The sequence below is a fragment of the Rhodoferax sp. LS1R11 genome, from assembly GCF_056521395.1.
The window spans coordinates 90910-109626 of record NZ_JBWMAW010000011.1 but is presented as its reverse complement, the minus strand read 5'-3'; the positions used below and the strand labels follow the sequence as shown (position 1 = coordinate 109626).

The following is an 18717-nucleotide window of genomic DNA, read 5'->3' as shown; positions in this document are numbered from 1 at the left end:
ACGGGTCAACATGCATATCCCCCATTTTTGGGATATGCGGTAAGACAGCTATCGTTGCGCAAGCGACGGCCAGGCTGAAATATTGACCGCCGCTGCTGAATGACCGCTCTGGCCTGACCAGGCGAACCCGCGAACGTCAGGTCTTCAGGATCATGGCTGGCTGCTTTGGGCGCTGACCCGGCCGTGGCGAGAACCTGGCGAATGTCATTTGCAGGCTGATCCCTGAAAATGCTACAAAATAAATAGCTACTCCCGCACGTCCCACCTGCGCTACAGCCCGATTTCTTATAAATCCCCTCAATACTTCAAGGCCGTGGATTTGCCCCAGAACACGCGGTAGGCAAACACCGTGTAGCCAATGATGACGGGCAGCACCACCACCACGCCGTAGAAAATGACCTGCAGCGCCTCGGGCGCACTGGCGGCCTGCCAGACGGTGATGCGGTCCACCACCAGCCAGGGGAACAGGCTGTAGGCCAAGCCATAGAACGCCAGCAGAAACACCCCCACCGTGCAGGCAAACGGCACAGCGGCGCCGTACTGGTTGCCTTGGGCCAGGCGGGTGGGCAGGCGTTTCAGGCTGCGCGCCATGACAAAAAACAACACGAGGGTGATGGCCGGAATGGGGAACAGCATGACCAGATTGGGAAAGCTGAACCATTTCTCAAAAATGCGCGGGCTCACCAGCGGCGTGGCCAGCGAGATAGCGGCCACACCGGCGGCGGCAAACCACCAGCTGCCGCGCGCCCAGGCCACGGCTTTGAGTTGCAGCGCGCCTTCGGTTTTCATGATCAGCCAGCCAGCGCCCAGCAGGCAGTAGGCGGCCACCAGGCACAGGCCAATCAGGGCGCTGAACAGCTGGCTCATCAGGTCGCCCTTGAACCCGGTGATCAGCCCACCCAGCATGAAGCCCTGTGACCAGCCCGCCAGCAAGGAGCCGGTGTAAAACGCCCGGTCCCACAGGGGCTTGTGCTCGGCCCGGGCCTTGACCCGAAAGTCAAAAGCCACGCCGCGCAGCGTGAGTGCCATCAGCATCAAGGCCACGGGTAAATACAGCGCGCCCAGGATCACGCCATGGGCCATCGGGAACGCCACCAGCAACACGCCCACGCCCAGCACCAGCCAGGTTTCGTTGGCGTCCCAGAAGGGGCCGATGCTGGCAATCATGGTGTCTTTCTGGTCCGCGTCATCCGCGCGGCGCAGCAGCACGCCCACGCCCAGGTCGTAGCCGTCCAGAATCACATAAGCCAGCATCGCCAGTGCCATGACCAGCGCAAACACCAGGGGCAGCCAGCCGGCGGCTTGGGTCAGGTCAGGAATGTGCTCAAGCATGTTGGACTCCTGCAATGGGTGCTTGCACGCGAGGTGTCGCGGCGGGCGCCACAGGCACGTCTTTCACCGTGGCCTTTTTGGCCAGATGGAAGACGACGCTGACATACGCCACCAAGAGCGCGCCATACAAGCAGAGGTACAGGGCCAGGGTGAGGGCAATATGGGCCGCAGGCACGGTGGAGGCAGCTTGCGCGGCCGTCAACACGCCTTGCACCAGCCAGGGCTGGCGCCCGATTTCCGTCACGTACCAGCCGGCAATCAAGGCCACCCAGCCGGCAAAGGTCATGGCGACCAGCACGCGGGCCAGCCAGGGTTGAATAGCCCGCTGCTGGCGCGTTTGCCAGACGCTGAGCCAGCTCACCGCCAGCATCAGCAGGCCCACGCCCACCATGATCCTGAACGCAAAAAACACGGGGGCCACCGGGGGGTGCTGGTCGCCAAAGTCCTTGATGCCCTTGACCTCGCCATTCCAGTCGTGGGTGAGGTAGAAGGAGGCCAGTTTGGGCACCGCAATCTCGAACCGGTTGGACTGGCTGGCCGCGTCGGGCCATCCCAAGAGCACCGCCGGTGCGCCGCGCTGGGTTTCCCAAATGCCTTCCATGGCGGCAATCTTGGCGGGCTGGTGGTGCAGCGTGTTCACGCCATGCAGGTCACCCACCACGATCTGGATCGGGATAAGCACGGCCGCCACCAGCAGGCCGGTGCGCAGTCCGGCCCGCACGTCCGCGCCCCGGTCATTTTTGAGCCAGCGGTAGGCGCTGATGCCCGCCAGCAAAAACGCCACGGTCAGGCCGGAGGCGATCAGCATGTGGGTGAAGCGGTAGGGAAACGAGGGGTTGAAGATCACCTCCAGCCAACTGGTCACATGGGCCTGCCCGTTGATCATCTCAAACCCGGCCGGGGTGTGCATCCAGGAGTTGAGCGCCAGAATCCAGAAGGCCGAAGCCGTGGTGCCCGCCGCCACCAGGAAGGTGGCGATGGTGTGCACCCTTTCACTCACCCGCCCCCGACCAAACAGCATGATGCCGAGCATGGTGGCTTCCAGAAAAAACGCGGTCAGCACCTCGTAGGCCAGCAGGGGTCCGGCCACATTGCCGACCGTGGTCATGAAGCCCGGCCAGTTGGTGCCAAACTGGAAACTCATGGTGATGCCGCTGACCACGCCCAGCGCAAAGGTGAGTGCAAATATCTTCACCCAGAACTGGTAGGCATCCATCCAGTGCGGCTGGCCGGTGGCCACAAAACGGGTTTTGAAAAACAGCAGCACCCAGCCCATCGAGATGCTGATGGTGGGGAACAGGATGTGAAAGGTCATGTTGGCCGCAAACTGGATGCGGGCCAGGACGACGGGGTCAAAGGCTTCCATTTTTCACCTCGTCAGACGACAGGGAGAACACCTGCTTGACCCGGTCTTTCATCTCCAGCAGCTTCTGCACCTTGGAGCCCAGCTTCATCAGGCTGGCCAGGGTGGCGGAGTCCATCTTTTCCACGTCGTCCAGCCAGTCGGTCATGAGTTCGATGAACTCGTGCATCTGTTTCATGCGGGCCTGGGCGTGGATGTCTTCGGCCACGCTGGGCTGCTCCATCAGCGCATCGCGCAGCATGGAGAGCGTGGGGTCGATTTCACGCTTGCGCCGCTCGACGGCCAGCGTGCGGAAAATCGCCCACACATCTTCAGGCGCCTGAAAGTACTCGCGCCGGTCATTGGGCTGATGGATCAGCCGCACCAGGCTCCAGGACTGCAGCTCCTTGAGCCCCATGCTGACGTTGGAGCGCGAAAACCCCAGCGCCTCGCCCACCTCGTCGGCATTGAGGGGCTTGTTTGACACATACAAGAGGGCATAAATCTGCCCCACGGTGCGGTTGATCCCCCAGCGGCTTCCCATTTCACCGAAGTGCAGGACAAAACGCTGGGTCAAGGGGGGCAGGTTCACGGTGGGCCTTTTCTGAATTTCCCGTATTTTCAGTAATTACTGAAAACTCAGAACACAGCAATGTCAATGACCTAGATCAATCAGGGGTTATTAGTTGTCGGCCGGTTTGGCGCGCATACGGCGACACCTTCTGACAAATGCCGAAGCCCGCTATAGTTCTTATAGCGGGCTTCGCAGGTGGATAAAGGGCTAGACGATGTTTTAGCCTTATTTTTAATCCGCCTTGATATTGCCCGCCTTGATCACCTTGCCGAATTTGGAAAACTCGCTCTGCGTGAAGCTTGCCAGTTCCAGCGGTGTGCCATAGCTGGGCTTGACGGCCAGCCCACGGAGTTTGGCGTCAACCTCCGGCATGCTCATGACCTTGCCCAAATCGGCGCTCAGACGGGCCACGACATCCGCTGGCGTCTTGGCTGGCGCATACAACGCGTACCAGCCTGACACCTCGAAGCCGGGATAACCGGCCTCTGCAAAGGTGGGCACATTGGGCAACTCGGCCAGTCGCGTGGGCGAAGCAACAGCAATCGGGCGAAGCTTGTCGCCCTTGATCATGGGCATGGCCCCGGTGGTGGTGTCAAAAATGACCGACAGGCGTCCACCAATCAGGTCCATGGTGTGGGCGCTGCCACCTTTGTAGGGCACATGGGTCATGTTCACATGTGCCACGTTGGAAAACAGCTCCCCCGCCAGATGCAAGGGAGAGCCGTTGCCGGAGGAGCCATACATCACCTCGCCCGGCCTTTTCTTGGCGTCATCGACCAGGGATTTGAGTGTGGTGTACGGCGACTCCTTGTTGACCGTGGCCACGATCGGCGCCACACCAATGAGGCCGATGGGCGTAAAGTCTTTGACGGCGTCATAGCCCGCTGTTGGGATCAGGTGGGGGCTGACGGCATGGCTTGCCAGCGACCCCAAAACAAGGGTGTATCCGTCTGCCGGGGCCTTGGCCGCCAGGGCCGCGCCGATTGTCGTTCCCGCACCGGGCCGGTTGTCCACCACCACAGGCTGACCCAGGGTTTCGGCCAGTTTCTGGCCAATCAGGCGACCCACAGCATCGTTCGCCCCACCGGCCGGATAAGGAACGATCAAGGTCACGGGGCGGTTGGGGTAGGTCCCCTGGGCCTGCACGGCCACAGGCAGCGTAGCGGCCACGGCTGCGGCCACAGCCATGACAGAAAGCAGCACGCGACGCGTGGGTTGAAGAGGTTCAAACATGGGGGTGTCTCCGGTTGTTATGGCTCGGTTGAGCCAAGGCGTCGCCCGAAAAGGAGGGCTCCGTTCAGTGTTTGCCAATCAATGACTTGCAAACCAGATCAAATTCTTTCACAATCTACCAAATTCAATCAACAAGTATTTGCATAAATAGCGTTTTATTAGGTATAAACCCTATCAAAATCTACCAATCCACATGAATTCTGCAAGCAAACTGAGCGTTATTTCCCTGCTTCCAAGCCAAAGGCGTGACCGAATCGTTGATTTCTTGAGGCGCCACGGTGCCGTGACTTTGCAGCAGCTGGCCCAGGCGATGGATGCCTCGTTGTCCACCCTGCGCCGTGATCTGGACGCGCTGGAGGCAGAAGGCGTGCTGGACCGCACCCACGGCGGCGCCCTGCTGCGCCAACAGCACTACAGCACGTTTGAGCCTGATCCCATCGCCGCCGCCGAGTTGTCGCCGCGTGAAAAAAGGGCCATCGGTTACGCCGCAGCCGCAGACCTGAAAGCCGGGCAAAGCGTTATCTTTGACAGCGGTTCGACCGTGATGGAAGCCGCCCGCGCAGCCGTCGAGCGCCACATTGAGCTGGTGGCCGTGACCAACGACCTGGCCATTGCGCAGGTGCTCGGCAGCAGCGCCCTGATTCGCGTGCATGTGCTGGGCGGCGTGATGCGCCGCGGCAGCAACACCCTCATGGGGGACGAAGTTCTGTCAGGCGCACGCCAGATTCGTGCGGACGTGTTGCTGATGGGCACCCATGCCATCACCGACGGCTTGCTGTCGGAGACCGAGCCCGAAGTGGCGGCCGTGAAACGCGCCTTCCTGCAGGCCGCCACCGCCAAACGCCTGCTGGTGGATTCATCCAAATTCCGGCCCCGTGCCTTCATGACCGTTTGCGGGTTGCAGGATGTCAATGAACTCATCACGGACACCGGCCTGCCGGGCACCGACGCCGACGCCCTGCGGGCAATGGGCCTGCGCGTGACACAAGTGTCCGTGGCATGAGCGTGGCAGAGGCCATGCCCCGCCCCGCGCCCTGTTGGCGCATTCTGGCCGACGACCTGACCGGCGCGCTGGACACCGCAGCGGCCTTCTCCGGGCAACAGGCGGTGCCTGTTTTTATGCAGGCTGTGCAGGCGGACCCTGCGGCCCGCCCTGCCAGCGGCGTTGCCAGCGGTCCCGCGCAGGCCTTGGCCACCGCCACGCGTGATGTGTCGGCATCCCGCCTTGCCCGCGCGCTGGAAGCCAGCATGCCTTGGTTCGCGCCAGACGCCGACCAGGGTTACCGGTCGTTCAAAAAAGTTGACAGCCTGCTGCGGGGCAATACCTTTGCCGAAATTGCATGGCTGGTGCAGCACGGTGGTTTTGACGGTGTGATTTTTGCACCTGCCTACCCGGAGCAAGGCCGCTTCACCCGCCATGGTCAACACTGGGTCGGGCCACCGCAGCAGCCTGATGCGCCCACGGTCGCCCAGCCCATCGCGTTGCGGGAGGCTTTTGCAGCCGTGGGCTTGCCAGCCCGGTTGGTGCGCAACATCGGTGCCGACGATTTTTCCCAGGCCTCAGGCCTGTTGATCCCGGACGTCGTGAACGACGCAGATTTGGCCAGGCTGGCCGCATGGAGCTGCGCTGAAGCACCGACCTCCCGGCGCTGGCTGTGGTGCGGCAGTGCCGGGCTGGCCGGGGCCCTGGCGCGCCATGGGCAGCAAGCACCGGCCAGCACCAGGCTACTCGCCCCAAGCCAGGGCACAACGCTGGTGGTCACCGCCAGTCGGCATCCGGTCTTGCGGGAACAACGCCAGGCCTTGAGCCACGACCAGCGCCTCAAATTGCTGGACCTCTCCAGTGAAGAGACCCTGTCCGCAGCCGCCGCCAGCGCCCGTTTGACTCAGCAAGCACAGCACATCGTCAACACCCTGCCCCGCCCGGCAAATCTGGTGGTGGTGGGTGGTGACACCCTGCTCGCCCTGTGTGAAGCCGCCACCACCCAGAGCCTGTCCGCCCACGCCAGTCCGCGCGCGGGCTGGGGCCGGGCCACGCTGCAAGGCGGCCTCTGGGACGGTGTGACCTGTTATTCACGTTCAGGTGCGTTTGGCGCGCCGGACGACCTGTCAGCGCTACTCGCAACACTCACCGAAAAGGAACACGCCTTATGAACCAACCCATACGACTGGCCATGACCATGGGCGACCCGGCCGGCATTGGCCCCGAAATCATCGTCAAGGCCGCCCACCAGATGCGTGATCTAGTGGCGCAGCGCCGCATCGAACTGACGGTGCTGGGCAGCCGCCAGGCGCTGGAGCGGGCCGCCGACTTGTTTAAGCTGGATGTCACCAGCCAGGCAGCCCCCTTGACGATGATTGACGTCGGCCCCGTGACCGGTCCCATGCCCGTGGGCGAAGTCTCGGCAGCAGGCGGCAAATGGTCTTACCTGGCGGTGGAGCGGGCCGTCCGGATGACCCAGGCGGGCAACATCGACGCCATCGTGACCGCCCCCTTGTGCAAGGAAGCCTTGCACCTCGCGGGCTACCCGTTTGAGGGCCACACCGAAATGCTCGCGCACCTCACCGGCATGCGTGACGGCGTCATGATGCTGGCGCATGGCGGCATGCGTGTGACCCATGTTTCAACTCACTGCCCACTGTCGGAAGTACCCAAACGCCTGACGCCCGTGCGCCTGCGCCGGGTGCTGGACGTCACGCTTGATGCCTTGCGTGCGCTGGGCATCGAACAACCCCGGGTCGCCGTGGCTGGACTCAACCCGCATGCGGGAGAAGGCGGCATTCTAGGTAAGGAAGACGCCGAAATCATTGCGCCCATCGTGGCTGAATACGTGGCGGCCGGGCATCTCGTGACCGGCCCCTGGGCGGGCGACACCGTGTTCATCAAATTGCGCGCTGCACAGTTTGATGCGGTGGTGGCGATGTTCCATGACCAGGGGCATATCCCGGTCAAGCTGCTGGGCTTTTCCATCGACCCCGCCACCGGGGCATGGAACGCGGTGAGCGGCGTCAACATCACGCTGGGCCTGCCCATTTTGCGCACCTCGGTGGACCATGGGACCGCGTTCGACATTGTCGGCAAAGGCATTGCCAGCGCCGACAGCATGGTGGATGCCACCCAATACGCCATGACCCTGGTGGAAGGCCTGCGCCGCACTCACAAACTGGAAACACTTTCATGATCAACCCCTCACACGCTCTCAAATTTGCCGGCCGCAGCATCCTGATCACGGGCGGCGGCTCGGGCATCGGCGCCGCCGTGGCGCAAGCTTTTGGCGCGGCAGGCGCCCAGGTGGCGGTGCACTACTCACGCAACCAGGAAGGCGCCGAGGCAGTGGCTGAAGCCATTCGCCAGTCAGGCGGCACTGCGATCACGCTGGGCGGTGACTTGCAGGACCGCTCGGTGGCCAATCAACTGGTTGAAAAAACCGTTCAGGCCTTTGGCGGGCTCGACGTTCTGGTCAACAACGCAGGCGACATGTTTGGCCGCCGCCCGCTGGAACTGGCCACGGACGAGGACTACGACCGCGTGATGGGCCTCAACGTGCACGCCGCCTTTGCCATCTGCCGCGCCGCTGCGCCCGTGATGCGCACCGCCGGGCACGGCAGCATGATCAACACCACCTCCATTGCGGCCCGCACCGGCGGTGGCGAAGGCGTGGGTCTGTATGGCTCGGCCAAAGCCTTTGTGAGCACCATGACCCGCGTTTTTGCACGCGAAATGGCACCCCACGGCGTGCGCGTCAACGGCGTGGCGCCCGGCGTGATCCTGACCGATTTTCACGTGCGCAATTCGACACCTGAACAATTGGAAGGCGCGCGCAAAAGCATTCCCATGGGCCGCACCGGCAGCCCTGACGACTGTGTGGGCGCCTACCTGTTTCTTGCCGATGACACGCTGTCAGGTTACATCACCGGCCAGATCATTGAGGTTAACGGCGGGCAATTGATGCCTTGATCCGCTGCGAGATTCGTCATTTAAAAACAAAGAGGAGACCCACATGAACAGCCTTCCCCGCAACGAATTCAAACAAGCGTTGGCCTCGGGCCGACCCCTGATCGGCCTGTGGTGCAACTTCGCCTTCCTGCCCACCGTAGAGTGCGTCGCCCACGCCGGTTTTGACTGGTTGCTGCTTGATATGGAGCACACGCAAAGCAACCTGGACATCATCAGCACCCAATTGCTTGCCCTGCGCACCAGCCCCAGTGCAGCGGTGGTGCGGGTGCCGTCCAACGACATGGCCTTCATCAAACGCGCACTGGACGCTGGTACCAGCAACCTGATGATTCCCAACATCCGCAGCGCTTCGGAGGCGCGCGAAGCGGTCTCGTTCACCCGCTTTGCGCCCGAAGGCGTGCGCGGCGTCGCGGGCAGCACACGTGCTGGCGGTTACACCCGCTTCAAGGACTTCATGGCGAGGGCCAATGACGAGATTGCATTGGTGCTGCAAATTGAATCGGTTGAAGCGCTGCAAGACCTGGAGGCCATTTGCCGTGTGCCAGGCGTCGATGCGGTCTTCATCGGCCCATCCGACCTGGCGGCGAGTTTGGGGCACCGCGGGCAATCGGGGCACCCGGAAGTCCAGGCGGCCATCAGCCAGGCCATTGCCATTGGCCGAGCCGCCGGCATGCCCGTTGGCATTTTGACGGTCGATGGCAAGGGGGAGCCCTACCTTGACCAAGGCGCCACCATGGTTGGCGTTGGCACCGACATGCACTTGCTGATCGCAGCGGCAGATGCCTTGGCCGCCCGGTTTAAACCGATGCCTTGATCGGCGCCAACGTCGCCACCACATCGCCGCATTGGGCGCGGTGGCGCAAGGCGTGGTCCATCACCACCAGCGCCAGCATGGCCTCGGCAATGGGTGTGGCGCGGATACCCACACAAGGGTCGTGCCGGCCTTTGGTGATGACTTCGGTGGACTGACCGTTCACATCAATCGACTCGCGTGGCGTGATGATGGAACTGGTGGGCTTGATGGCAATCGAGACCTCCAGGTCTTGCCCGGTGCTGATGCCACCCAGTACCCCACCTGAATTGTTGGACTTGAAGCCCTGCGGCGACAGCGAGTCCCCATGGGTGGTGCCGCGCTGGCTGACGCTGGCAAAACCGGCGCCAATCTCCACGCCTTTGACCGCATTGATGCCCATCATGGCGTAGGCAATGTCGGCGTCCATCTTGTCAAACAGCGGCTCGCCCAGGCCCACGGGCACGTTGGAGGCGGACACCCGGATGCGGGCGCCACAGGAGTCGCCGCCCTTGCGCAAGGCTTCCATGTAGGCTTCCAGCGCGGACACATCGGCCACCGGTGCAAAAAACGGGTTGTTGGGCACGAGGTCCCACGACTCAAAGCCAATGGGCAATTCACCAATCTGGGTCATGCAACCGCGAAACAGCGTGCCGTACTGCTCGAACAGCCACTTCTTGGCCACGGCACCGGCCGCCACCATGGGGGCGGTCAGGCGTGCGGACGAACGGCCGCCGCCGCGTGGGTCGCGAATGCCGTATTTCTGAAAATAGGTGTAGTCGGCATGACCGGGGCGGAAAGACTCCAGGATATTGCCGTAGTCTTTGCTGCGCTGATCGGTGTTTTTGATCAACAGGCAAATGGGCGTTCCCGTGGTTTTGCCCTGGTAGACGCCCGACAAAATCTCGACCGCATCCGGCTCGTTGCGCTGCGTCACAAATTTGGAGGTGCCGGGGCGTCGGCGGTCGAGGTCGCCCTGAATGTCAGCCTCGCTCAAGGTCATGCCCGGCGGGCAGCCGTCAATCACGCAGCCAATGGCCGGACCGTGGGATTCACCAAAGTTGGTGACTGCGAAGAGTTTTCCGAATGTGTTACCGCTCATGCACCGGATTATCCCAGACCCGAATGCACCCGGATGCTGCGCCGCGGCTGGAACAGTTCCTGCTAGATGCTGCACTGCACCATTCGCCTCTTTTTTAATTGACTGAACAGGAGTTCCCCATGCTCGACCGCACCACGACCCAGTTTTCCCATGTCAAACCCGATGACACGCAATTTGTGCCCGGCGGACTGCGCGATTTTTTTCTGTACCGTGACCTGGGTGTTGCCGAAGCCACCAACGGCAAAGTGATTGCGCACCTTGTGAAGGCAAACATGGCACCAGAAACAGGCACGGGCTGGCACCGACATGAGGCAGATTTCCAGATCGTGATCATGACCAAAGGCTGGGCCCGCTTCATGTACGAGGACAAGGAGACCCTGGTGCAGGCCGGTGACGTGGTGCACCAGCGCCCGGGCATACGGCATTTTCTGTTTGACTATTCGCCCGACATGGAATACCTGGAGATCGTCTCCCCAGCCGATTTCAAATCGATTGATGTGGAGCCGGTCTGTGCCATTCCGGCCCCGACCCCGTGGGTGTGATCAGAACTCGGCTTCGAGTTCGTCAATTTCCTCGGGTTCGGCCTGGGCCGCGGCGACCCATTCCTGCATGGGAGGCAAAGCCATGATGTGCTGGCAGTAGGCGGCGCAGACCGGGTCCATGGCCACGTCATAACTCAGAAACCGGGTCACCACGGGGGCGTACATGGCGTCCGCCATGCCCGGGTGATCACCAAACAAATAGGGGCCGCCATAGGTGGACAGGCAGTCCTTCCAAATCTCCAATACCCGGTCAATATCACCTTGCGCCCGTGACCAGACCTTGAAGCCCGGGAAATGGGCCTTGATGTTCATCGGCAGCGAGGCGCGCAGAGAGGCGAATCCCGAGTGCATTTCCCCACAAACGGCCCGGCAATGGGAGCGTGCCTTGGCATCGGCGGGCAGCAATTGGGCTTTGGGTTTGATCTCATGGAGGTATTCCGCAATCGCCAGGGTGTCCCAGACTTTGATCCCGTGGTGCTGCAGCGAGGGCACCAACATGCTGCTGGAGAGCAACAGCATCTCGGCCTTCATGGCCGGGTCGTCCGGGGAAATCACCTCTTCCACAAAGTCCAGCCCGGCCAGTCTGGCCATCAGCCAGCCCCGCAAGGACCAGGCTCCGTAGTTTTTGCTGCTGATTGTCAAAACGGCTTTGGACATGGAAAACTCCTGATTGAGGAAAACTGCACATTCGCAGCGCAAGGGTTGTGCCAACCGCTGACCCCCAAAGATTGGCCCGTAACTTGCCTGCAGGTCAGGCATCTGGGTCACAAGCTCTTCACTCGTCAGGAACACCATGCTTTATCAGGCCTACCAAACCCAATCCGACCTGATGTCACCGTTTCGCATGCTGGCCCGAAGCGGCAGCGCCGCCCTGTGGCTGGATAAGACAGAAGGCAGTTTTCTGCGCAAGATGTCCGCGTCACTGGAGGTTTTTTCGCGCATGCGGCTGACGCATTCGCGTCCGGCTTGGGGCATCACGTCCGTCAGGGTCGGAGATCAGGACTTGGCCGTGACGGAGGAACAGGTGTTGAGCCTGCCCTTTGGCACGCTGCTGCGTTTCAAAAAGGACACCCCGGCTGACCTGCCCCACCAACCCCCGGTGCTGCTGGTGGCACCGCTGTCGGGCCACTTTGCCACGCTGCTGCGTGAAACCGTGCGCACCTTGCTGCAGGACCATGATGTCTACATCACCGACTGGCACAACGCCCGGGACGTGTCGCTCAAGCACGGTGCGTTTGCTCTGGACGACTACATCGACCACATGATCCGCTTTGTGGAAACCATCGGACCGGGCACCCACGTGGTGGCCGTCTGCCAGCCCTGCGTCGCGGCGCTGGCGGCCACGGCCATCATGGCCGAAGACGACCACCCGGCCCAACCGCGCAGCCTCACCTTGATGGCCGGTCCCGTGGACTGCCGGGTGAACCCCACTGGCGTCAACACGCTGGCCACCAGCAAGCCGATTGAGTGGTTTGAAAAAAACCTGATCAGCCATGTGCCGCTGCCTCACGCGGGTCACATGCGCCGGGTTTACCCCGGCTTCATCCAGCTCAGTGCGTTTTTGAGCATGAACCTGGACCGCCACAAAACGTCGTTCAAAGACATGTACCGCCACCTGGTGGAAGGCGACGTCGACAAGGACAACACCCTGCGGACCTTTTATGACGAGTACCTGGCGGTGAATGACCTGCCGGCCGAGTTTTATCTGGAAACGGTGGAAAAAGTGTTTCAGACCTACGACCTGCCGCTGGGCAAGCTCACCTACAAGGACCGCATCGTCAACCCAGGCGCCATCCGGCGCACCGCGCTGATGACGGTGGAAGGCGAGCGAGACGACATTTGCTCAGTCGGCCAGACGGTGGCGGCGCAAGACCTGTGCTGCAACATTCGCCCCTACAAAAAAACGCACCACGTGCAGACAGGCGTGGGGCACTACGGCGTGTTCAGCGGCAAAAAATGGAACCAGCAAATCTATCCGCGCGTGCGGGACATGATTCACGCCAGCATGGGCTGAGCCGTCTGGCGGAACCGGTCACATGTCGGCTTGACCGGGCTCGTCGCCGCCCGGCCAGTCGCGGATATAGGCCTTGAGCATTTTGTTTTCGAAATTTTGGCTGTCCACCACGGCTTTGGCCACGTCGTAAAAACTGATCACGCCCATCAGCATTTTCTTGTCCATGACCGGCATGTAGCGCGCATGCCGGTCCAGCATCATGCGGCGCACTTCGTCCATTTCAGTCTCGGTGGTGCAGGTCAGGGGGGCGTCGTCCATGGCAGTACGCACCGTGGTCGTGCCAATGCTGCCCCCGTTTTTCACAACGGTCTGGATGACTTCACGAAAGGTCAGCATGCCCACCAAGTCGCCATGCTCCATGACGACCAGCGAACCGATGTCCCGGTCAGCCATCAGGTCCAGCGCCCGCGACAGCGGTTCCTCCGGTGTGGCCGTGTACAAGGTGCTGCCCTTGACCCGCAATATATCGCTGACTTTCATAGTGCTCCTCGTGACTCGTTGATGACGCGCAAATAAGCGGTCTTGTCCGAAATATAGCCCACAATAGATCGGTTTTCGCCCCCTGACCGTCAGGGAAAGCACTGAAAGTGCGATACCGCAAAATCAAAGGAAACCCATGCCCGGCTACTCAGACCCCGGTTTTGACACGCTGGCACTGCACGCAGGTGCCGCACCCGACCCCGCCACCGGCGCGCGGGCCGTCCCCATTCATCTCACCACCTCCTTCGTGTTCGAGTCCAGCGACCACGCTGCGGCGCTCTTCAACCTGGAGCGCGCAGGCCATGTGTACTCCCGCATCAGCAACCCGACCAACGCGGTACTGGAGCAGCGCGTGGCGGCGCTGGAGGGTGGCATTGGCGCGGTCAGCACGGCCAGCGGCCAGGCTGCGCTGCACCTGAGCATTGCCACCTTGATGGGCGCGGGCGCCCATATCGTCGCCAGCACCGCCTTGTATGGCGGCTCGCAAAACCTGCTGCACTACACGCTGCGCCGCTTCGGCATTGAGACCACTTTTGTGAAGCCCGGTGATATCGACGGCTGGCGCGCCGCCGTGCGGCCCAACACCAAGCTGTTTTTTGGCGAAACCGTGGGCAACCCCGGGCTGGACGTGCTGGACATCGCCACCGTCTCCGCCATCGCGCACGAGGCGGGCGTGCCCCTGCTGGTGGACTCGACCCTCACCACGCCCTGGCTTATCAAGCCGTTCGACCATGGGGCCGATCTGGTCTACCACTCGGCCACCAAGTTTTTGAGCGGCCACGGCACGGTGATTGGCGGCATCGTGGTCGATGGCGGCAGTTTTGACTGGGACCAGTCGGGCAAATTCCCCGAGCTAAGCGAACCCTATGCCGGTTTTCACAACATGGTTTTCACCGAGGAATCCACCGTGGGCGCCTTCCTGCTGCGCGCCCGGCGCGAGGGCCTGCGCGACTTTGGCGCCTGCCTGAGCCCCCATTCGGCGTGGCTGATTCTGCAGGGGATCGAGACCCTGTCGCTGCGCATGGAGCGCCACATGAGCAACACGCGCAAAGTGGTGGAGTTCCTGGCCAGTCAGCCCTTTGTATCGCGTGTCGGTCATCCGCTGCTGGAAAGCCACCCCAGCCATGCACTGGCGCAAAAACTGCTGCCCCGCGGCGCGGGGTCGGTCTTCAGCTTTGACCTCAAAGGGAGCCGGGAACAAGGCAAAAAATTCGTCGAAGCGCTCAAGGTCTTCAGCCACCTGGCCAATGTGGGGGACTGCCGCAGCCTGGTGATTCACCCGGCCAGCACCACGCACTTTCGCATGAGTGATGAGGCCCTGGAAGCCGGTGGCATCACGCAAGGCACGATCCGCCTGAGCATCGGGCTGGAGGACGCGGACGACCTGATGGACGACCTGAAACGCGCGCTCAAAGTCGCGGAGAAAACAGCATGAACCTGATTGTCAACGGCCACACCACCTACTGCTACACCGGCGGAAAAACGTTTGATGCCGCCAAACCCACCGCCATCTTCATCCACGGCGTGCTGAACGACCACAGCGTCTGGATTCTGCAAACCCGCTACCTGGCCCATCACGGCTGGGACGTGTTGGCCGTTGACCTGCCCGGCCACTGCCGCAGCGCGGGTGAGCCACCCACTACCGTAGAAGCTGCCGCTGATTTTGTGATCGCGCTGATGGCGGCTGCGGGGCTTGAACAAGCCGCGCTGATCGGTCACAGCTTTGGTTCGCTGGTGGCTCTGGAAGCCGCTGCCCGGGCGCCCACGCAGGTGAGCCAGCTGGTGCTGGTGGGCACGGCGTTTCCCATGAAGGTGTCACCCGCCCTGCTGGAATCTTCGCTGAACGAGCCGATGAAGGCACTGGAGATGGTCAATATCTTTTCCCGCGCCACGCTGGCGCCACCGCCCTCGGCGCTGGGGCCGGGCACCTGGATGTATGGGGCCTCGATGGCGCTGGGGCGTCGTGTGCTGGCCAGCAACACCCGCGTCAATCTGTTCTATACCGGCTTCAAAGCGTGTGACAGTTACACCCGTGGCGAAGAGGCCATGGCCGACGTGCAGTGTCCGGTGTTGTTTGTACTGGGCAGCATGGACCAGATGACGCCACCCAAAGCGGCGCAGGGACTGATTCAAAAGGCCCGCCACGCCAGGGTGGTGTACTTGCCCGGCGGTCACCACCAGATGAACGAAACGCCCGAACCCATGCTGCAGGCCTTGAACCATTTTTTGCAGCGTTAAAGCACATCACTCCTGATTTAATAGCACGTCCCGCAATGAAATAGAGGGCCACAGGCTCTTTTCCCATAAATTTTGGGTTGTTTCATCACGCTGCAGCAAGAGGGCGTTGAGCAAGGGCGCCAGCGGTGTGGTCTCGGGGTTGGCCAGCAGCACGTAGCGGGCCGGCTCGCCGTGAAGCTCTTCATGGAGCAAGCCCGTCCAGTCGAGCCCACACAGGGTTTCCAGCACCGGCTCCAGTTGCAAGGCATCCACCCGCAACTGCACCGCCAGCTGGGAAATCGACAAGCCCCGCGTCACGGTGCCCCGCACCCGGTCCAGTTGCTGCAAGGCCTCCAGGGCCAGCTGGAACTGCAGGCCGTGCGACCGGCCCCGCCGCTCCACGCCCGACAACAAGCTGGGCAAATAGGCGGTGATGACGGCGCCGAGCAACACAATCACCCAGGCCACGTAAATCCAGATCAGCATGATCGGCACCGTGGCAAAAGCGCCGTAAACCACCGAATACGTGGGCACCTTGCTCAGGTAAATGGAGAGCAGCCGCTTCGCCAGCTCGAAGCCGGCTGACACAAACAATCCCCCCGTCCACGCATGCCCCCATTTCACCTGGATGTTGGGTACATAGTGGTAGAGCGCGGCCATGCCACCGGCCATCAGGAAGAACTGCAGCACATCGAGCAACAACTGCACCCCACCCGGCACGACGCCGACCACCCCCTTGGAGGCAGAGATGGCATACGAGGTGATGGTCAGGCTGACGCCCAGCAGCAAGGGGCCGAGCGTCATCCCGGACCAATACACCAGCACCCGCTGGCCCAGCGAGCGGGGTTGGCGCACCCGCCAGATGCCATTGAGCGTGCGGTCAATTGTCAAAATCAGGGCCAGCGCGGTCACCAGCAAAATCACCACCCCGGCCACGCCCAGTTTGCTGGCCTGGCCCGCAAACTGCGTCAGGTAGCCCATCACCTGGCGGGCGATGTTGTCGGGAATCAGGCTCTCCAGCAGCCACTTCTGCAGCACGCCCTGAAACTTGCTGAACATCGGGAACGCCGTAAAAATAGCGAGCGCCACCGTGATGAAGGGCACCAGCGCCATGGTGGTGGTGAAGGTCAGGCTGCTGGCCGTGAGGCCCAGGTGATCTTCCCGAAAACGCTCGCGCAAGGTCAGCGCCGTGCTCTTCCAGGGGAAGCGGGACAGGTCCTTCAGGAATTCATCAAGACGCAGGGACAAGCTCAGGGGCGGGGTGGAAAACGAACGCATGGCCGCTATGATGCCATCCCAATGAACACCTCCATCTCAACAGAACAAAACACCGCGCCCCCTCTGGTCACCGCCACCCGTTTCCTGGCCGTGGGCAGCCTGATCGGGCTGATCGTGCTGGGCCTGGCCTGGGAACTCTTTTTGGCGCCGTTGCGCCCCGGTGGCTCCTCGCTGGCGCTGAAAGTCCTGCCCCTGTGCATTCCGCTGGCCGGGCTGCTGAAAAACCGCATGTACACCTACCGCTGGGTCAGTCTGCTGGTCTGGGTTTACTTTACCGAAGGGGCAGTACGGGCCTACAGCGACAAACCGCCGGGCAACTACCTGGCCATGATCGAGGTGCTGCTGTGCCTGACGCTGTTTGTCGCCTGTGCCCTGCATGTGCGCCTGCGCCTGAAGTCGGTCGTCAAAACGGAGTGACCCCATGCAAACCCTGCTCGACGAACTTCGCCACATCGTAGGCAGCGTCCATGTCTTCACCGATGGGGACCTGAGCGCCTGGGAACAGGACTGGCGCAAGCGCTCTCACGGCAAGGCGCTGGCCGTGGTGCGGCCCGCATCGACCGAAGAGGTGGCGCGGGTGGTCAAGGCCTGCGCTGCTTTCCGCATCTTGAATCCGGCAGCCCGTGTCAGCCTCGTGCCCCAGGGCGGCAACACCGGGCTGGTGGTGGGCTCCACACCCGATGCCTCCGGGCGCCAGATTGTCCTGAGCCTGCAACGCATGAACACCGTGCGCCAGCTCGACGGCGCCAACCTGACCATGACCGTCGAGGCCGGCTGCATTTTGCAAAACCTGCAAACCTGCGCCGAAGAAGCCAACTTCCTGTTCCCTTTGAGCCTGGCCGCCGAAGGCGCCTGCACCATCGGCGGCAACCTCGGCACCAATGCGGGCGGCACGCAGGTCGTGCGCTATGGCAACACACGCGATTTGTGTCTCGGCCTGGAAGTGGTGACCGCGCAGGGCGAGGTGTGGCACGGGCTCACGGGCCTGCGCAAAGACAACACCGGCTACGACCTGCGCGACCTGTTCATTGGTTCTGAAGGCACCCTGGGCATCATCACCGCCGCGACCATGAAGCTCTATCCCCGTCCTGCGGCGCAACTCACGGCCTGGGCCGCCGTGCCCTCGCTGGAGGACGCCGTCACGCTGCTGGGGCTGGCGCACCGTCACCTCGGTGCGGGGCTCACTGGCTTTGAGGTCATGGGGCAATTTGCCCTGAGCCTGGTCACGAAACACTTTGCGCAACTGCGCGTGCCTTTGCATCTGGACTCGCCTTTCTGCGTGCTGCTGGAAAACTCGAACCATGAGTCTGAAGCCCATGCGCGCGGCCAGTTGGAGCAACTGCTCGAAATCGCGCTGGAGCAAGGGTGCATGACCGACGCCGTGGTCGCAGAAAGCCTGTCACAGGCCCGGCAGCTGTGGCACATCCGCGAAAGCATTCCCCTGGCGCAGGCCCAGGAAGGGCTCAACATCAAGCACGATATTTCGATCCCGGTCTCCAGGATTCCGGAGTTTGTGCGGGCCGCCGATGCCCGCCTGCAGCAGGCCCTGCCGGGCGTTCGCCTGGTCAACTTCGGGCATCTGGGGGACGGCAATTTGCACTACAACGTGCAGGCGCCGCAAGGCGGTGACGCAGCCCGGTTCCTCAAAGACCATGAAGAACAGGTGAATACCCTGGTGTTTGACACCGTGACGGAATTCGACGGCTCGATCTCCGCCGAGCACGGCGTGGGCAGCCTCAAAGTAGACCATCTGGTGCACTACAAGTCGCCCGTGGCGCTGCAGATGATGCGTGCCCTGAAAGCAGCCCTGGACCCCCAGAACCTGTTCAACCCGGGACGCGTGGTGCAGGTCTAG

General features: G+C 62.3%; 19 protein-coding genes. 11 read left to right on the top strand and 8 right to left on the bottom strand.

The genetic code is table 11. The features are described 5' to 3' along the window. Positions 1–297 precede the first annotated feature (297 nt). From AC097N_RS14170 to AC097N_RS14155, 4 genes are all read right to left on the bottom strand, one after another. Complete coding sequence (locus AC097N_RS14170) at positions 298–1332, bottom strand: cytochrome d ubiquinol oxidase subunit II (RefSeq protein ID WP_479581940.1); 1035 nt, start codon at positions 1330–1332, stop codon at positions 298–300. Further along, on the bottom strand, positions 1325–2698 hold the full coding sequence (locus tag AC097N_RS14165; protein ID WP_479581938.1) for a cytochrome ubiquinol oxidase subunit I: 1374 nt from the start codon (positions 2696–2698) through the stop codon (positions 1325–1327). Before AC097N_RS14165 ends, AC097N_RS14170 begins: the two co-directional genes overlap by 8 nt. Then, positions 2685–3266 carry a GbsR/MarR family transcriptional regulator gene (locus AC097N_RS14160; protein ID WP_479581935.1) on the bottom strand — a complete coding sequence of 194 codons (582 nt, stop codon included), beginning with the start codon at positions 3264–3266 and terminating at the stop codon, positions 2685–2687. The genes AC097N_RS14165 and AC097N_RS14160 overlap by 14 nt, the downstream gene beginning before the upstream one ends. A gap of 213 nt (positions 3267–3479) precedes the next feature. Further along, complete coding sequence (locus AC097N_RS14155) at positions 3480–4481, bottom strand: Bug family tripartite tricarboxylate transporter substrate binding protein (protein WP_479581932.1); 1002 nt, start codon at positions 4479–4481, stop codon at positions 3480–3482. Between the two features lie 193 nt (positions 4482–4674). Here AC097N_RS14155 and AC097N_RS14150 point away from each other — a divergent pair, with 193 nt between their 5' ends. From AC097N_RS14150 to AC097N_RS14130, 5 genes are read left to right on the top strand one after another with little or no spacing between them, the layout of a single operon-like run. After that, on the top strand, positions 4675–5484 hold the full coding sequence (locus AC097N_RS14150) for a DeoR/GlpR family DNA-binding transcription regulator (RefSeq protein ID WP_479581930.1): 810 nt from the start codon (positions 4675–4677) through the stop codon (positions 5482–5484). Next, positions 5481–6635 (top strand): four-carbon acid sugar kinase family protein, encoded by a 1155-nt coding sequence (locus AC097N_RS14145; protein ID WP_479581927.1) that lies wholly within the window; start codon positions 5481–5483, stop codon positions 6633–6635. The genes AC097N_RS14150 and AC097N_RS14145 overlap by 4 nt, the downstream gene beginning before the upstream one ends. Continuing rightward, positions 6632–7663 carry a 4-hydroxythreonine-4-phosphate dehydrogenase PdxA gene (gene pdxA / locus AC097N_RS14140; protein WP_479581925.1) on the top strand — a complete coding sequence of 344 codons (1032 nt, stop codon included), beginning with the start codon at positions 6632–6634 and terminating at the stop codon, positions 7661–7663. The genes AC097N_RS14145 and pdxA overlap by 4 nt, the downstream gene beginning before the upstream one ends. Then, positions 7660–8439, top strand: a complete 780-nt coding sequence (locus AC097N_RS14135) for an SDR family NAD(P)-dependent oxidoreductase (RefSeq protein WP_479581923.1) — start codon at positions 7660–7662, stop codon at positions 8437–8439. The genes pdxA and AC097N_RS14135 overlap by 4 nt, the downstream gene beginning before the upstream one ends. A 43-nt stretch (positions 8440–8482) precedes the next feature. Further along, on the top strand, positions 8483–9253 hold the full coding sequence (locus AC097N_RS14130; protein WP_479581921.1) for an HpcH/HpaI aldolase family protein: 771 nt from the start codon (positions 8483–8485) through the stop codon (positions 9251–9253). Here AC097N_RS14130 and aroC read toward each other — a convergent pair. Further along, a complete protein-coding gene (gene aroC, locus AC097N_RS14125) occupies positions 9237–10331 on the bottom strand; it encodes a chorismate synthase (protein WP_479581919.1) in 1095 nt (364 codons plus the stop codon). The two genes, AC097N_RS14130 and aroC, sit on opposite strands and share 17 nt — an antisense overlap. A 119-nt stretch (positions 10332–10450) precedes the next feature. Between aroC and AC097N_RS14120 the strand changes: the two genes are divergently transcribed. After that, complete coding sequence (locus AC097N_RS14120) at positions 10451–10873, top strand: cupin domain-containing protein (RefSeq protein ID WP_479581916.1); 423 nt, start codon at positions 10451–10453, stop codon at positions 10871–10873. On the opposite strand, the gene AC097N_RS14115 is transcribed toward AC097N_RS14120, so the two are convergent. Further along, on the bottom strand, positions 10874–11530 hold the full coding sequence (locus AC097N_RS14115; RefSeq protein WP_479581914.1) for a glutathione S-transferase: 657 nt from the start codon (positions 11528–11530) through the stop codon (positions 10874–10876). 136 nt (positions 11531–11666) lie between these two features. Here AC097N_RS14115 and AC097N_RS14110 point away from each other — a divergent pair, with 136 nt between their 5' ends. Beyond that, positions 11667–12887, top strand: coding sequence for a polyhydroxyalkanoate depolymerase (locus AC097N_RS14110; protein WP_479581911.1), 1221 nt, complete (start codon positions 11667–11669; stop codon positions 12885–12887). Positions 12888–12905: 18 nt separating this feature from the next. Here the strand turns inward: AC097N_RS14110 and AC097N_RS14105 are convergent, their stop codons facing one another. Further along, complete coding sequence (locus AC097N_RS14105; RefSeq protein ID WP_479581909.1) at positions 12906–13367, bottom strand: CBS domain-containing protein; 462 nt, start codon at positions 13365–13367, stop codon at positions 12906–12908. Positions 13368–13503: 136 nt separating this feature from the next. Here AC097N_RS14105 and AC097N_RS14100 point away from each other — a divergent pair, with 136 nt between their 5' ends. Both AC097N_RS14100 and AC097N_RS14095 read left to right on the top strand, forming a co-directional pair. Next, entirely contained in the window at positions 13504–14802 is a 1299-nt protein-coding gene (locus AC097N_RS14100) for an O-acetylhomoserine aminocarboxypropyltransferase (RefSeq protein WP_479581907.1), read from the top strand. Continuing rightward, entirely contained in the window at positions 14799–15605 is an 807-nt protein-coding gene (locus AC097N_RS14095; RefSeq protein ID WP_479581905.1) for an alpha/beta fold hydrolase, read from the top strand. Before AC097N_RS14100 ends, AC097N_RS14095 begins: the two co-directional genes overlap by 4 nt. A 6-nt stretch (positions 15606–15611) precedes the next feature. Here AC097N_RS14095 and AC097N_RS14090 read toward each other — a convergent pair whose 3' ends face one another. Further along, positions 15612–16862, bottom strand: a complete 1251-nt coding sequence (locus tag AC097N_RS14090) for a YihY family inner membrane protein (RefSeq protein WP_479581903.1) — start codon at positions 16860–16862, stop codon at positions 15612–15614. Between the two features lie 21 nt (positions 16863–16883). Between AC097N_RS14090 and AC097N_RS14085 the strand changes: the two genes are divergently transcribed. Beyond that, complete coding sequence (locus AC097N_RS14085) at positions 16884–17279, top strand: DUF2069 domain-containing protein (RefSeq protein WP_479581900.1); 396 nt, start codon at positions 16884–16886, stop codon at positions 17277–17279. Positions 17280–17283: 4 nt separating this feature from the next. Next, positions 17284–18717: an FAD-binding oxidoreductase gene (locus tag AC097N_RS14080; RefSeq protein WP_479581899.1), complete on the top strand. Its 1434-nt coding sequence runs from the start codon at positions 17284–17286 to the stop codon at positions 18715–18717.